The sequence below is a fragment of the Streptomyces sp. NPDC050287 genome (assembly GCF_044459385.1).
Lineage (GTDB): Bacteria > Actinomycetota > Actinomycetes > Streptomycetales > Streptomycetaceae > Streptomyces.
The window spans coordinates 240,225-254,284 of record NZ_JBITIY010000009.1 but is presented as its reverse complement, the minus strand read 5'-3'; the positions used below and the strand labels follow the sequence as shown (position 1 = coordinate 254,284).

Annotated in this window: 10 protein-coding genes; 7 read left to right on the top strand and 3 right to left on the bottom strand. The window is 69.6% G+C overall.

Features of this window, described 5'->3' with window-relative positions; all coding sequences use genetic code 11:
* Positions 1–242: 242 nt before the first annotated feature.
* The 4 genes from ACIBK3_RS30895 to serA all read left to right on the top strand — a co-directional run bounded on the left by ACIBK3_RS30895 (position 243) and on the right by serA (position 5,571).
* Entirely contained in the window at positions 243–2,090 is a 1,848-nt protein-coding gene (locus tag ACIBK3_RS30895) for an acetolactate synthase large subunit (RefSeq protein WP_399370697.1), read from the top strand.
* A 20-nt stretch (positions 2,091–2,110) separates the two neighbouring features.
* Positions 2,111–2,635 (top strand): acetolactate synthase small subunit, encoded by a 525-nt coding sequence (gene ilvN / locus ACIBK3_RS30890; RefSeq protein WP_399370696.1) that lies wholly within the window; start codon positions 2,111–2,113, stop codon positions 2,633–2,635.
* A gap of 130 nt (positions 2,636–2,765) precedes the next feature.
* Complete coding sequence (ilvC, locus tag ACIBK3_RS30885; RefSeq protein WP_399370695.1) at positions 2,766–3,767, top strand: ketol-acid reductoisomerase; 1,002 nt, start codon at positions 2,766–2,768, stop codon at positions 3,765–3,767.
* 214 nt (positions 3,768–3,981) lie between these two features.
* The gene (serA, locus tag ACIBK3_RS30880) at positions 3,982–5,571 is read left to right on the top strand and encodes a phosphoglycerate dehydrogenase (RefSeq protein WP_399370694.1); all 1,590 of its coding nucleotides are present in this window, start codon (positions 3,982–3,984) and stop codon (positions 5,569–5,571) included.
* 55 nt (positions 5,572–5,626) lie between these two features.
* Here the strand turns inward: serA and ACIBK3_RS30875 are convergent, their stop codons facing one another.
* Positions 5,627–7,159, bottom strand: a complete 1,533-nt coding sequence (locus tag ACIBK3_RS30875; protein WP_399370693.1) for an MFS transporter — start codon at positions 7,157–7,159, stop codon at positions 5,627–5,629.
* Positions 7,160–7,257: 98 nt separating this feature from the next.
* On the opposite strand from ACIBK3_RS30875, the gene ACIBK3_RS30870 reads away from it, so the two are divergent.
* On the top strand, positions 7,258–7,842 hold the full coding sequence (locus tag ACIBK3_RS30870; protein WP_399370692.1) for a TetR/AcrR family transcriptional regulator: 585 nt from the start codon (positions 7,258–7,260) through the stop codon (positions 7,840–7,842).
* A gap of 19 nt (positions 7,843–7,861) precedes the next feature.
* On the opposite strand, the gene ACIBK3_RS30865 is transcribed toward ACIBK3_RS30870, so the two are convergent.
* Complete coding sequence (locus tag ACIBK3_RS30865) at positions 7,862–9,115, bottom strand: PucR family transcriptional regulator (protein WP_399370774.1); 1,254 nt, start codon at positions 9,113–9,115, stop codon at positions 7,862–7,864.
* 162 nt (positions 9,116–9,277) lie between these two features.
* On the opposite strand from ACIBK3_RS30865, the gene ACIBK3_RS30860 reads away from it, so the two are divergent.
* Together ACIBK3_RS30860 and pruA are read left to right on the top strand one after the other, a co-directional pair.
* Positions 9,278–10,204, top strand: a complete 927-nt coding sequence (locus tag ACIBK3_RS30860) for a proline dehydrogenase family protein (protein ID WP_399370691.1) — start codon at positions 9,278–9,280, stop codon at positions 10,202–10,204.
* A 38-nt stretch (positions 10,205–10,242) separates the two neighbouring features.
* Positions 10,243–11,874 (top strand): L-glutamate gamma-semialdehyde dehydrogenase, encoded by a 1,632-nt coding sequence (pruA, locus tag ACIBK3_RS30855; protein WP_399370690.1) that lies wholly within the window; start codon positions 10,243–10,245, stop codon positions 11,872–11,874.
* Positions 11,875–11,937: 63 nt separating this feature from the next.
* Here the strand turns inward: pruA and ACIBK3_RS30850 are convergent, their stop codons facing one another.
* The gene (locus tag ACIBK3_RS30850) at positions 11,938–13,866 is read right to left on the bottom strand and encodes a glycoside hydrolase family 97 catalytic domain-containing protein (protein ID WP_399370689.1); all 1,929 of its coding nucleotides are present in this window, start codon (positions 13,864–13,866) and stop codon (positions 11,938–11,940) included.
* Between the last annotated feature and the right edge of the window lie 194 nt (positions 13,867–14,060).

Genomic DNA, 14,060 nt, shown 5'->3' with positions numbered 1-14,060 from the left:
GCACCCGAATTCTCGTACTTGGAAAGCGCGTCGGCTGAAGCTGGTGACGTCCGGACGGACCCGGAACTCCCAGCGACCCCACCCGGCGCGCTCCCCTCGCTTGCCTTATGGCACGAGGGGTTTTTTGTTGCACAGGAACTGTTCGTGCGGTAGCCGAACACCGTACAAACTTCGCGTAACCCCCAGCACGAAACCGAAGCACAACCCCAGCACAAACCCTCAGCATCGAGAAGAGAATGCCGATGACCGAGCAGGCCACCGGGGCCCATCACCCGCAGCCGCGGCCCCGATCCGGAGGACAGTCCGCCCCCGAGCACGTCACGGGTGCGCAGTCCCTCATCCGCTCTCTCGAGGAGGTCGGGGCCGAAACGGTATTCGGCATTCCCGGCGGTACGATCCTTCCGGCCTACGACCCGCTGATGGACTCCACCAAGGTGCGCCACGTCCTGGTCCGGCACGAGCAGGGAGCCGGCCACGCGGCCACCGGTTACGCGCAGGCCACCGGCAAGGTCGGCGTCTGCATGGCGACGTCCGGCCCCGGCGCGACCAACCTGGTGACACCGATCGCGGACGCCCACATGGACTCGGTGCCGCTCGTGGCGATCACCGGGCAGGTGGCCTCCAAGGCGATCGGCACGGACGCCTTCCAGGAGGCGGACATCGTCGGCATCACCATGCCGATCACCAAGCACAGCTTCCTCGTCACCAAGGCCGAGGACATCCCGCGCGCCATCGCGCAGGCGTTCCACATCGCCTCCACCGGCCGCCCGGGACCGGTCCTGGTCGACATCCCCAAGGACATCCTCCAGGCGAAGACCACCTTCACCTGGCCGCCGGCCATGGACCTGCCCGGCTACCGGCCCGTCACCAAGCCGCACGCCAAGCAGATCCGTGAGGCCGCGAAGCTGATCACCGCCGCCAAGCGGCCCGTCCTGTACGTCGGCGGCGGTGTCCTCAAGGCCGGCGCGACCGCCGAACTGAAGGTGCTGGCCGAGCTGACCGGCGCGCCCGTCACCACCACCCTGATGGCGCTCGGCGCGTTCCCCGACGGCCACCCGCAGCACCTGGGCATGCCCGGTATGCACGGTTCCGTGGCCGCCGTCACGGGACTCCAGAAGGCCGACCTGATCGTCGCCCTCGGCGCCCGTTTCGACGACCGGGTCACCGGCAAGCTGGACAGCTTCGCGCCGTTCGCCAAGATCGTGCACGCGGACATCGACCCGGCGGAGATCGGCAAGAACCGCGCTGCCGACGTGCCGATCGTCGGGGACGCCCGCGAGGTCATCGCCGACCTGATCCAGGCCGTGCAGAAGGAGCACAGCGAGGGTGGCCACGGTGACTACACCGCCTGGTGGAAGGACCTCAACCGCTGGCGTGAGACCTACCCGCTCGGCTACGACCAGCCGGCCGACGGCTCGCTCTCCCCACAGCAGGTCATCGAGCGCATCGGCCAACTCGCGCCCGATGGCACGATCTTCACCGCGGGCGTCGGCCAGCACCAGATGTGGGCCGCCCACTACATCCAGTACGACAAGCCGGCGACCTGGCTGAACTCCGGCGGCGCCGGAACCATGGGGTACGCCGTCCCGGCCGCGATGGGCGCCAAGGCCGGTGTCCCGGACCGGACGGTCTGGGCGATCGACGGCGACGGCTGCTTCCAGATGACGAATCAGGAGCTCACCACCTGCGCCCTGAACAACATCCCGATCAAGGTCGCCATCATCAACAACGGCGCCCTCGGGATGGTCCGCCAGTGGCAGACCCTCTTCTACAACCAGCGCTACTCCAACACCGTGCTGCACTCCGGTCCGGAGGCGGACGGCAAGCAGCCGAGCGCCGGCACCCGCGTCCCCGACTTCGTGAAGCTGTCGGAGGCCATGGGCTGTTACGCGATCCGCTGCGAGTCCGTGGACGACCTCGACAAGGTCATCGAGGAGGCGAACTCGATCAACGACCGTCCCGTCGTCGTCGACTTCATCGTCCACGAGGACGCGATGGTGTGGCCGATGGTCGCCGCCGGCACCTCCAACGACGAGATCATGGCCGCCCGGGACGTCCGCCCCGACTTCGGCGACAACGAAGACGACTGAGCGAGAGAGACCCCAGAGAAATGTCCAAGCACACGCTCTCCGTCCTGGTCGAGAACAAGCCCGGTGTCCTCGCCCGGATCACCGCCCTGTTCTCCCGCCGCGGCTTCAACATCGACTCGCTCGCCGTCGGTGTCACCGAGCACCCCGACATCTCCCGCATCACCATCGTGGTGAGTGTCGACGATCTGCCGCTGGAGCAGGTGACGAAGCAGCTCAACAAGCTGGTCAACGTGCTCAAGATCGTCGAGCTGGAGGCCGGATCGGCCGTTCAGCGCGAACTCGTTCTGGTGAAGGTGCGCGCCGACAACGAGACGCGTTCCCAGATCGTCGAGATCGTCCAGTTGTTCCGCGCCAAGACGGTCGACGTCTCCCCGGAGGCCGTCACCGTCGAGGCCACCGGCTCCAGCGACAAGCTGGAGGCGATGCTGAAGATGCTCGAGCCGTACGGCATCAAGGAACTGGTGCAGTCCGGCACGATCGCGATCGGACGCGGTGCCCGTTCGATCACGGACCGGTCGCTGCGCGCCCTGGACCGGTCGGCATAACGATGGACTCGGGCGGCCGGAGGACACCGGCCGCCCGTGTACCGCCCGTATACCGAGACCCCGAAACTTCCCTTCCGCCCTCCGTCATACGGTGGGACGCAACACCTGCACACCAAGGAGAGAACCCAAAGTGGCCGAGCTGTTCTACGACGCCGACGCCGACCTGTCCATCATCCAGGGCCGCAAGGTCGCGGTCATCGGTTACGGCAGCCAGGGCCACGCCCACGCGCTGTCGCTCCGTGACTCGGGTGTCGACGTGCGTGTGGGTCTGCACGAGGGCTCCAAGTCCAAGGCGAAGGCCGAGGAGCAGGGCCTGCGCGTGGTGAGCCCGGCGGAGGCCGCCGCCGAGGCCGACGTCATCATGATCCTCGTCCCGGACCCGATCCAGGCCCAGGTCTACGAGGAGCACATCGCCCCGAACCTGAACGACGGTGACGCGCTGTTCTTCGGTCACGGCCTGAACATCCGCTACGGCTTCATCAAGCCCCCGGCCGGCGTGGACGTCTGCATGGTCGCCCCGAAGGGTCCGGGCCACCTGGTGCGCCGTCAGTACGAGGAGGGCCGCGGCGTTCCGTGTATCGCGGCGGTCGAGCAGGACGCCACCGGCAACGGCTTCGAGCTGGCGCTGTCGTACGCGAAGGGCATCGGCGGCACCCGGGCCGGCGTCATCAAGACGACGTTCACCGAGGAGACCGAGACCGACCTGTTCGGTGAGCAGGCCGTCCTCTGCGGTGGTACGGCCGCGCTGGTCAAGGCGGGCTTCGAGACGCTGACCGAGGCCGGCTACCAGCCGGAGATCGCCTACTTCGAGTGCCTGCACGAGCTGAAGCTGATCGTCGACCTCATGTACGAGGGCGGCCTGGAGAAGATGCGCTGGTCGATCTCGGAGACCGCCGAGTGGGGCGACTACGTCACCGGCCCGCGGATCATCACCGACGCCACCAAGGCCGAGATGAAGAAGGTTCTCGCCGAGATCCAGGACGGCAGCTTCGCGCAGGCCTGGATGGACGAGTACCACGGCGGTCTGAAGAAGTACAACGAGTACAAGAAGCAGGACGCCGAGTCCCTGCTGGAGACCACCGGCAAGGAGCTGCGCAAGCTCATGAGCTGGGTCAACGACGAGGACGCCTGACGTCGTGGTCCGGCCGCGGCGCCCGCCGCGGCCGGACCTCTCCCGTCCGGGTGATCCTTCCGCCAAGGCGTAAGACGCCACCCGCCGCGCCACTACACTGCCGTACTACATACGCGTCAGGCCCACAGCGTCGTGCGTCTTCCACGCGGCTAGCACCCCTCCACCGCATGCGGCCGTCGGGACGGCCGTCCGCATTGGACATGTGAGGACTCACGTGAGCTCGAAACCCGTCGTACTCATCGCTGAAGAGCTGTCGCCCGCGACTGTGGACGCGCTTGGCCCCGACTTCGAGATCCGGCACTGCAACGGCGCCGACCGCGCCGAACTGCTTCCGGCCATCGCCGATGTCGACGCGATCCTGATCCGTTCGGCCACCAAGGTCGACGCGGAGGCCGTGGCCGCCGCGAACAAGCTGAAGGTCGTCGCACGAGCCGGCGTCGGCCTGGACAACGTCGACGTCTCCGCGGCCACCAAGGCCGGCGTGATGGTCGTCAACGCCCCCACCTCCAACATCGTGACCGCGGCCGAGCTGGCCTGCGGTCTCATCCTCGCCACCGCCCGCAACATCCCGCAGGCCAACGCCGCCCTCAAGAACGGCGAGTGGAAGCGGAGCAAGTACACGGGCGTGGAGCTCGCCGAGAAGACCCTCGGTGTCGTGGGCCTCGGCCGCATCGGCGCGCTCGTCGCCCAGCGCATGTCCGGCTTCGGCATGAAGGTCGTCGCCTACGACCCCTACGTACAGCCCGCGCGAGCCGCGCAGATGGGCGTCAAGGTGCTGTCGCTGGACGAGCTGCTCGAGGTCTCCGACTTCATCACCGTCCACCTTCCCAAGACCCCCGAGACCCTCGGCCTGATCGGCGACGAGGCGCTGCGCAAGGTCAAGCCGAGCGTGCGCATCGTCAACGCCGCGCGCGGCGGGATCGTCGACGAGGAGGCGCTGTACTCGGCGCTGAAGGAGGGCCGCGTCGCCGGCGCCGGTCTCGACGTGTACAGCAAGGAGCCCTGCACGGACTCCCCGCTCTTCGAGTTCGACCAGGTCGTGGCCACCCCGCACCTCGGTGCCTCCACCGACGAGGCACAGGAGAAGGCCGGTATCGCCGTCGCCAAGTCGGTGCGCCTCGCGCTCGCCGGTGAGCTGGTCCCGGACGCGGTGAACGTCCAGGGCGGCGTCATCGCCGAGGACGTCAAGCCGGGTCTGCCGCTCGCCGAGCGCCTCGGCCGTATCTTCACCGCGCTCGCCGGTGAGGTCGCGGTCCGCCTCGACGTCGAGGTGTACGGCGAGATCACCCAGCACGACGTGAAGGTGCTGGAGCTGTCCGCCCTCAAGGGTGTCTTCGAGGACGTCGTCGACGAGACGGTGTCGTACGTCAACGCGCCGCTGTTCGCCCAGGAGCGCGGCGTCGAGGTGCGGCTGACCACCAGTTCGGAGTCGGCCGAGCACCGCAACGTCATCACGGTGCGCGGCACGCTCAGCAGCGGCGAGGAGGTCTCGGTCTCCGGCACGCTGGCCGGGCCGAAGCACCTGCAGAAGATCGTCGCGGTAGGCGACTACGACGTCGACCTCGCGCTCGCCGACCACATGGTCGTCCTGCGGTACGAGGACCGTCCCGGCGTCGTCGGCACGGTCGGCCGGGTCTTCGGCGAGGCGGGCATCAACATCGCCGGTATGCAGGTGTCGCGCTCCGTCGCCGGCGGTGAGGCGCTGGCCGTGCTGACCGTCGACGACGCGGTGCCGGCCGGGACGCTGGCCGAGGTCGCGGAGGAGATCGGGGCGACGTCCGCTCGCGCGGTGAACCTGGTCTGACGCTTGACGGCAAGAAGCCGGGTGAGCCGAGAATCCTCGGCTCACCCGGCTTCTGTCATGCCGGGACCTTGTCCGGCTCCTGGGTCACCCCCCGCACCTGCACACGCCGCAGCGTCACCGCCGCCAGCACCGCTGCCCCCGCCAGCACGATCGCCCCCGCAATCGAGGCCGCCTGCATTCCACTGGTGAACGCCTCACGCGCCGTCGTCGCCAGGCCCGGCACCCGGTCGGCCACGGCGAGCGCCCCGCCCAGCGTCTCGCGGGCCGGAGCGGGGGCCGAGGCCGGCATGTCGTGGCGGTAGACCGCCGTGCCGATCGCGCCCAGGACGGCCATGCTGAGGGCGCCGCCGAACTCGGTGCCGGTCTCCAGGAGCGACGAGGCCGCGCCCGCCTTCTCGACCGGGGCCGTGCTCATGGCCAGGTCGGTCAGCTGGGACATCACGGCGACGGCGCCGGACGCCAGGACGCCGCACGCGGCCAGCAGCAGCCAGAGGGAGTCCGTGTCCGCCAGGGCCAGCAGCGCGTAGCCGCCCGCACTGACCGCGAAGCCTCCGGCGACGAGGTGGGCGCGGTGCACGCCCCGCTGCGCGAGCTGGGCCGTGAGCGGCCCGGCGACGCCGATGAGCACGGAAGGCAGCAGGCTCCACAGCGCGGCCTCCAGGGCGCTCTTGCCGAGAACCGACTGGAGGTACTGCGTGGTGAAGTAGGCCGACCCCATCATCCCGAAGGCGGACACGAGGTTGAGGGCGACCGCCGGCGTGAAGCCCGGGTTGCGGAACAGCGCCGGAGAGATGAGCGGGGAGGCCGTGGTGCGCTGGCGGTGGACGAACAGCGCGGCGAAGAGCAGGCCGACGGTCACCGACACGACGTACCGCACGTTCCAGCCCTCGGACGGGATCTCCTTCAGGCCGTAGATCACGGGCAGGACCGCTGCCAGGGAGAGCGGGACGCTCAGCAGGTCGAAGCGTCCGGGGTTCGGGTTCTTCGACTCGGGCAGCAGGATCGGGCCGAGGACCAGCAGCAGAGCCATCGCGGGCAGGTTGACCAGGAAGACCGAACCCCACCAGAAGTGCTCGACGAGCACGCCGCTCATCACCGAGCCCAGGGCGATCCCCGCCGTCATCACGCCGGACCACAGGCCGACCGCCTTCGCGCGCTGCGTCGGGTCGGCGAACATCGCGCGGACCAGCGCCATCGTCGACGGCATCAGGGTCGCGCCGCCGATGCCGAGCACCGCGCGGGCCGCGATCAGGGTCTCGGCGCTGGTGGCGTACGCCGCCACCAGTGAGGCGGTGCCGAAGGCGGCGGCGCCCATCAGCAGCAGCTTGCGGCGGCCGATGCGGTCGCCCAGGGAGCCCATCGTCATCAGCAGGCCCGCCAGGACGAAACCGTAGATGTCGAAGATCCACAGTTGCTGGGTGCCGCTCGGCTCCAGGTCGGCGCTGATCGCCGGGATGGCGAAGTAGAGGACGGAGACGTCCATCGAGACCAGCAGCAGCGGCAGCATCAGCACGCCGAGGGCGGTCCATTCGCGGCGGCCGGCGAGGGCACCGGGGGAGGCTGTCGTGCTCGTCGGGTTCGTCGTCATGACGGTGACTGTACGGGCGTCTTAAACGCTTGTCTAGAACGGTCGTATAAGTCATTCGTATAGGACGCTTGTATGGATCGAAGGGTAGGCTGGTCCGCATGGGACACCGCGAAGATCTGCTCGAAGGCGCGAAGCGCTGCCTGCTGGAGAAGGGGTTCGCGCGCACGACGGCGCGCGACATCGTCAAGGAGTCGGGGACCAACCTCGCCTCGATCGGCTACCACTACGGGTCGAAGGACGCGCTGCTGGCGCAGGCGTATGTGTCGCTGGTCGAGGGGATGGGTGACGCGTTCGAAGGCGACGTGACCGCCGGAAGCGCCGCGAAGCCCGGATCTCTCGATCGGTTCCAGGAGGTGTGGTCGAACATCGTCGACACCATGCGGGAGCCCGGCGGTCTCTGGCGGCTCAGCGTGGAGATCGTGGCGATGGGTGACCAGATGCCCGAGGTGCGAGAGCACTTGGCGCGGGCTCAGCGGGAGGGGGCGCGCGGCATCGTCCCGCTGTTCATGGGCGGGCGGGAGGAGGACGTCGCGGACGAGACCGTGAACACCCTCGGCAACTTCTATCTCGTCCTGATGCTGGGCCTGGCGATGCAGTGGACCTTCGACCCGAAGGGCGCCCCCGAGGCGGACCAGCTCACCGAGGGGTTGCGCCGTGTGATCGCGGAGGCCACGAAGGGCTGACGAGCGCCGTTGTGCTGCTTCACCACCCCTGGGCCCACAGCCGCGCCGCCTTCAACGCCATGTGCAGCAACAACCGGTCCTCCCCGTCGTCCAGGTCCAGCCCCGTGAGCTTCTCCACCCGGGACAGGCGGTAGTACAGCGTCTGGCGGTGGATGCCCAGTTCCGCCGCCGTACGGCCGGCCTGGCCCGCGCAGTCCAGGTAGGTCTCGGCGGTGTGGGCGAGTTCGCGGTGGGTGGGGGAGAGCAGGGGGCGTACGGCGGGGTCGTGGGCCGACTGCGGGGGGAGCGAGGTCAGCAGACGGTACGGGCCGATGGACATCCACTCCGCGACCGGCCCGAACCGGGGTTCCGCCAGGGCGGCCCGGGCCGCCGCGGACGCCTCCTGCCAGGCCGCGCCCAGTGCGGCCAGCCCGGCACGAGCGGCCGCGACCCCCGCGGCGGCCGATGCGGCCCCCGTGTCCCCGCCCGCCGTCCCGCCGCGGGCCCGCTCCAGCAGCCGTCCCGCCGCCGATGTGGCCGGTGTCAGGACGTCCGCCGAGCGGAGCCGTACCAGCAGGGCGAGGGCGTGGGCGGTCGTCCCCCACGGGATCGTGCACAGGGCCGTCGCTCCCGGCACCGTGCGCACCGAGGGCGCGTCCTCCGGGTCTGCCGAGGGCCAGGGGGCGACGCAGACCACCGTGTGGAGGGTGTCGGCGCGGGGGCCGAGGGCCGTTCGGAGTTCGGCGACCGCCATGTCGCGCTGCCAGTCCCGCTCGGCGGTGAGGACCGCCCGCAGTTCCCGGGTGAGGTCCGCCCCGTGCTGGGCCTCGTCCGCGAGCAGTGCGCCGATGCGGACCGTCACCTCCATCGCGGCCGTCAGCTGCCGTTCCGTCGGGCCGGGGTCGTCGTCCAGGAGCCAGACGTAACCGAGGACGACACCGCGATGGCGTACGGGCAGACAGATCCGCCCCCGGTACACCCCCGCCTCCGGGGTGGGCGGGATGCGGACCGGGGTGGTCGCGCGGGTGATGCCGAAGCTCTCGAACCACGTCCGGACGGCCGCCGTCGAACGGCGGGTCAGGATCGAGCGGGCACGGACCGGATCCAGTGCCGACGCGTCGAGCTCGCCCTCGCTGTCGTAGGCCCCGAAGGCGATCAGCTCGAAGTCGCGGTTCTCCAGAGTCGCGGGGGCGCCGAGCAGCTCGGAGATCTCGTCGACCAGCTCCTGGTAGTCGCCCGTGTGGTCCTTGTGGTCCTTGTACTCCGGCGTCGTCACGTGGGCATTCTCCCGTATTTCGCGTGGCCTTCATACATCTGTCTGAGATCTGGGGCACGGATGCGTGACAGCTGTCGATGGCCGACGATCGGAGGGATCCTTAGGTTTCACGGTGGTTCCCCGTGCCGTTCCCGAATCGTCGGGTGCGGCCTCATCCGGGTTGGTATGTGGAGGTGCCCCGTGCTGGGTCCCGTGATTCTCGCAGCGTCGCGCAGCGACCGGATCCGACGTCTGGTCTCGGCGGCCCCGGGGACCAGGCAGGTCGTCGACCGCTTCATCCCGGGGGAGACGGTGGACGAGATCGTCCCGGTCATCCGGGAGCTCACCGACCGGGGCCTGGAGCTGACGATGGACGTCGTCGGCGAGGACATCACCACGCCCGAGCAGGCCGCCACCGCCCGGGACGCCTACCTGGAGCTCGTGGACCGCCTGAAGCAGCTGGAGCTGGGCACCCGAGCCGAGCTGTCCGTGAAGCTGTCGATGTTCGGACAAGCTCTTCCCGGCGGGCACGCGCTGGCCCTCGCCAACGTCCGGCCCGTCGTCGAGGCCGCCGCCGCGACCGGTACGACCGTCACGCTGGACGCGGAGGACCACACCACCCTCGACTCGATGTTCGCCATCCACGAGGAGTTGCGCACGGACTTCCCGCAGACCGGCTGCGTCATCCAGGCCTACCTGTTCCGCACCGAGGCCGACGCCCGCCGTCTCGCGGAGAGCGGGAGCCGGGTGCGGCTCGTGAAGGGGGCGTACAAGGAGCCCGCCGAGGTCGCGTACCAGCGCAAACACGAGATCGACAAGGCGTACGTGCGGATCCTGAAGGTCCTGATGCAGGGCGAGGGGTATCCGATGATCGGGTCCCACGACCCGCGTCTCATCTCCATCGCCCAGGAACTCGCCCACCGCGCCGGCCGCAAGCTCGACGAGTACGAGTTCCAGATGCTCTACGGCATCCGCGGCGACGAACACCTGCGGCTCGCCGCCGAGGGACACCGGATGCGCGTGTACACCGCCTACGGCACCGACTGGTACGGCTACTTCATGCGAAGGCTCGCGGAGAAGCCGGCCAACCTGCGCTTCTTCGCCCGCAGCATGATCACCAAGGGCTGAGCCCGCAACACCCGCTCAATTCAAGGAGTTACGGATTCATGGACGCTGTGACCCAGGTCCCCACCCCCGTCAACGAGCCGGTGCACGGCTACGCCCCCGGCTCGCCCGAGCGGGCCCGGCTGGAGGCCAAGCTGAAAGAGCTGGCCGACAACCCTATCGACCTGCCCTGCACCATCGGCGGCGTCAAGCGGCTGGGCGGCGGCGAGCGCTTCGACGTCGTACAGCCGCACAACCACAAGGCCCGCCTCGGCACGTACGGCAACGCGACCCAGCAGGACGCGCAGGACGCCGTCGACGCGGCTCTCGCCGCCGCGCCGGCCTGGCGCGCGATGTCCTTCGACGACCGAGCCGCGATCATCCTGCGCGCCGCCGAACTGCTGGCCGGCCCCTGGCGGGAGACGCTGGCCGCCTCCACCATGCTCGGCCAGTCCAAGACCGCCCAGCAGGCCGAGATCGACTGCCCCTGCGAGCTGGTCGACTTCTGGCGCTTCAACGTCAAGTACGCCCGTGACCTGCTCGCCGAGCAGCCGCCGGCCAACGCCCCCGGTGTCTGGAACCGCCTGGACCACCGCCCGCTGGAGGGCTTCGTCTACGCGATCACGCCGTTCAACTTCACCGCGATCGCGGGCAACCTGCCCACCGCGCCCGCGCTGATGGGCAACGTGGTGGTCTGGAAGCCGAGCCCGACCCAGACCCACGCCGCCGTGCTCCTCATGCGTCTCCTCGAAGAGGCCGGTCTGCCCAAGGGCGTCATCAACCTGGTCACGGGCGACGGTCTCGCCGTCTCCGAGGTGGCGCTGAACCACCCGGAACTCGCCGGTATCCACTTCACCGGTTCGACCAAGACCTTCCAGCACCTGTGGAAGACGGTCGGCAACAACATCGAGAAGTACCGCGGCTATCCGCGCATCGTCGGCGAGACGGGCGGCAAGGACTTCGTCGTCGCGCACCCGAGCGCCGACCGTGCCGTCCTGAAGACCGCCCTGACCCGGGGTGCCTTCGAATACCAGGGCCAGAAGTGCTCGGCGACCTCCCGGGCGTACATCCCGGCGTCGATCTGGAACTCCGGGTTCAAGGAGGAGTTCGCCGCCGAGGTCGACGGCATCGCCATGGGGGACGTCACCGACCTGTCCCACTTCATCGGCGCCGTCATCGACGAGCGCGCCTTCGCCAAGAACAAGGCCGCGATCGACCGGGCCGCGGCGGACTCGTCCTGCACGATCGTCGCCGGTGGCACGTACGACGACTCGGTCGGCTGGTTCGTCCGTCCGACGGTCGTCGAGTGCACGGACCCCGCGAACGAGGTCTTCACGACCGAGTACTTCGGCCCGTTCCTCGCCGTGCATGTCTACGAGGACGACCAGTACGACGCGATGCTGGAGCAGATGGAGAAGGTGTCGGCGTACGCCCTGACCGGCTCGGTCATCGCGAACGACCGCGCGGCGGCGGCGTACACGATGGACAAGCTCCGCTACGCGGCCGGCAACTTCTACATCAACGACAAGTCGACCGGCGCCGTCGTCGGCCAGCAGCCCTTCGGCGGCGGCCGCGCCTCCGGCACCAACGACAAGGCCGGCGCCCCGCAGAACCTGATGCGCTGGACCCTGACCCGCGCCATCAAGGAGACCCTGGCACCGCCGACCGACTACACGTACCCGCACATGGGCTGAGGCCCGCCGACACACGCCGGGCCAGGAAGCCGTCCGTCAGGACGGCGACCTGGCCCGCGTGCGTCAGCTCTCGCAGGTCGTACGGCCCGCGTGCCACCGGCAGGCGATCGCCGCGAAGCCGCCGTCCGCGACCACCGGCACGGCGAGGGTGCCGCCGTCGCGCACCACGTGCGGAGTGCGGACGAGGCCCGACGGGCCGTCCGTGACCGTCTCCACCAGCCAGCGGCCCGCACCGAGACGTACCGGTACGTCCACGGTCTGTGCCGCGCCCGCGAACGTGCCGCCGATGAACCAGCGGCCGTCCGGCGCCTGCCGGGCGAGGACCGCGGCGCGGCCGGGGTCGCCGGTCAGCAGCCGGGTCCGCTCCCAGCGTGCGGGCAGTTGCTCCAGGTAGCGGCGGGCCTCGGGGCGGGCGTCGTACGACTCGGGGGTTCCGGCGAGGTTCTGGATGCCGGACTCGTACAGCACCGTCAGGCCCAACTCACCCGCGTCGGAGGCCACGTTGGGACGGTACGGGCGGTGGAAGGCGCCCGGGGTGAAGTCCATCGAGCCGATGACGTTGCGGGTGAAGGGCAGGGACGCGAGGTGTTCGGCCGTGTTGGTGCGCTTCTCCTCACCGCCGACGCCCTCGAAGGTGAGTACCTGCGGCCAGGTGCGCTGCATGCCCTTCGGGATGGTCGAGCCGTGGAAGTTGACCATCAGGTGGTGGCGGGCGGTGGCCTCCAGGACGTCGTCGTACCAGCGCATCCGCTCCTGGGACTCCGAGTCCATGAAGTCGATCTTGACGCCCGCCACGCCCCAGCGTTCCAGCGTGGACAGCCACTTCTCACGCTCGACGGGGTCCGTGAGCAGTGTGTAGTGCAGCCAGACCTGGATCTTTACGCCCTTGGCCGCCCCGTACCGCACCAGCTCGGGCATCCAGTTCTTGGTCTGCCAGTCGGGGTCGATGACCTCCCACTCGCCGGGCTTGAAGTACCAGCCCGCGTCCACGACCTCGTACGGCCAGCCGCGCTCGGCCGCGTAGTCGACGTACTTCTTCTGCGCGTCGAGGCTCTGCCCGGCCTCCTTGCCGCCCGCGAGCCAGGTCCACAGCGCCGGGCCCGGCTTGATCCAGGAGGTGTCGCGGACGCGGGAGGGCGGGGCGAGGTCGTCGACGAAGGTCGACTGGGTGACGGTCGCGAGGTCGCCGGTGATGACCGCCCGCCAGGGGGTGGTGAGTCCGGAGCCCTCCTTGACCTGAACGGGTTCGTCGTTCCAGAGGCCGACCCGGTACGTCGAGGAGCCCGCCTCGTGCGTCAAGTGGGCGCCGGAGTAGGTGCCGTTGAGGTCCGACTCGGCGATCAGGGCCTGTCCGCCCGGGGTGTTGAAGAGGGCCTGCATCGAGTACGGGCCCGTCGGCGGCTCCGTGGCGGACGCGTACCGGACGAAGGGCAGCTCGTTGTCGGCGCGGTACTTGCCGATGACCGCGTCCGAGCCCGCGGGGAGCGTGAACGCGGAGGTCTCGCGCAGGACGTCGCCCTGGTCGCGGGGGAGGACGTAGCGGTAGGCGACGCCGTCTCGGGCCACCCGGGTCAGCAGGTCGACGCGGGCTCCGGACGCGGTACGGAAACGGAAGCGGGACTCGGTCATCCGGACCACGCGGCGCTCGGACTTGCCGGTCGTGCTGGTGTAACTCCCGGCCACCGTGCGGTCGGTGCGGCCGGTGAAGGTCAAGTCCTTGGAGAAATCGGCTTTTTCGGTGACCAGGCCGACGGGCGAGGGCTCCAGGACCGTACGGTCGCCGCGTCTGACGGCGAGGGTGGGGTGGCCGTCCGCCGGGTCGAGCGCCACCACGGCCGTGGGCGAGCCGGGCGGACCCGCCACCTTCCAGGACCGTCCCTGGTCCGTCGGGTCGGCGAGGGCGGACGGGGCGCCCACCGCGGTGGCGAGCAGGGCGGAGCAGAGTGTCAGGACGAGGGGGCGCGGCCTCAACAGGGCCGGTATGGCGGGCATGCGGCTCTCCCTGTGGACAGTCATCGGATGACTGTGAGGGTGGAGGTCGTGAATGGGGCTGTCAAGAAGGCATGCAGCACGACGCCACCAAATACATCGGACAACTGGACGGAACGGCCGGCTCCGCCGTCTCAGATAGTAGGAAGTCCGAGTAATTGTGGAGACAGACAGGACACCCTCCCTTAACTTTGTAG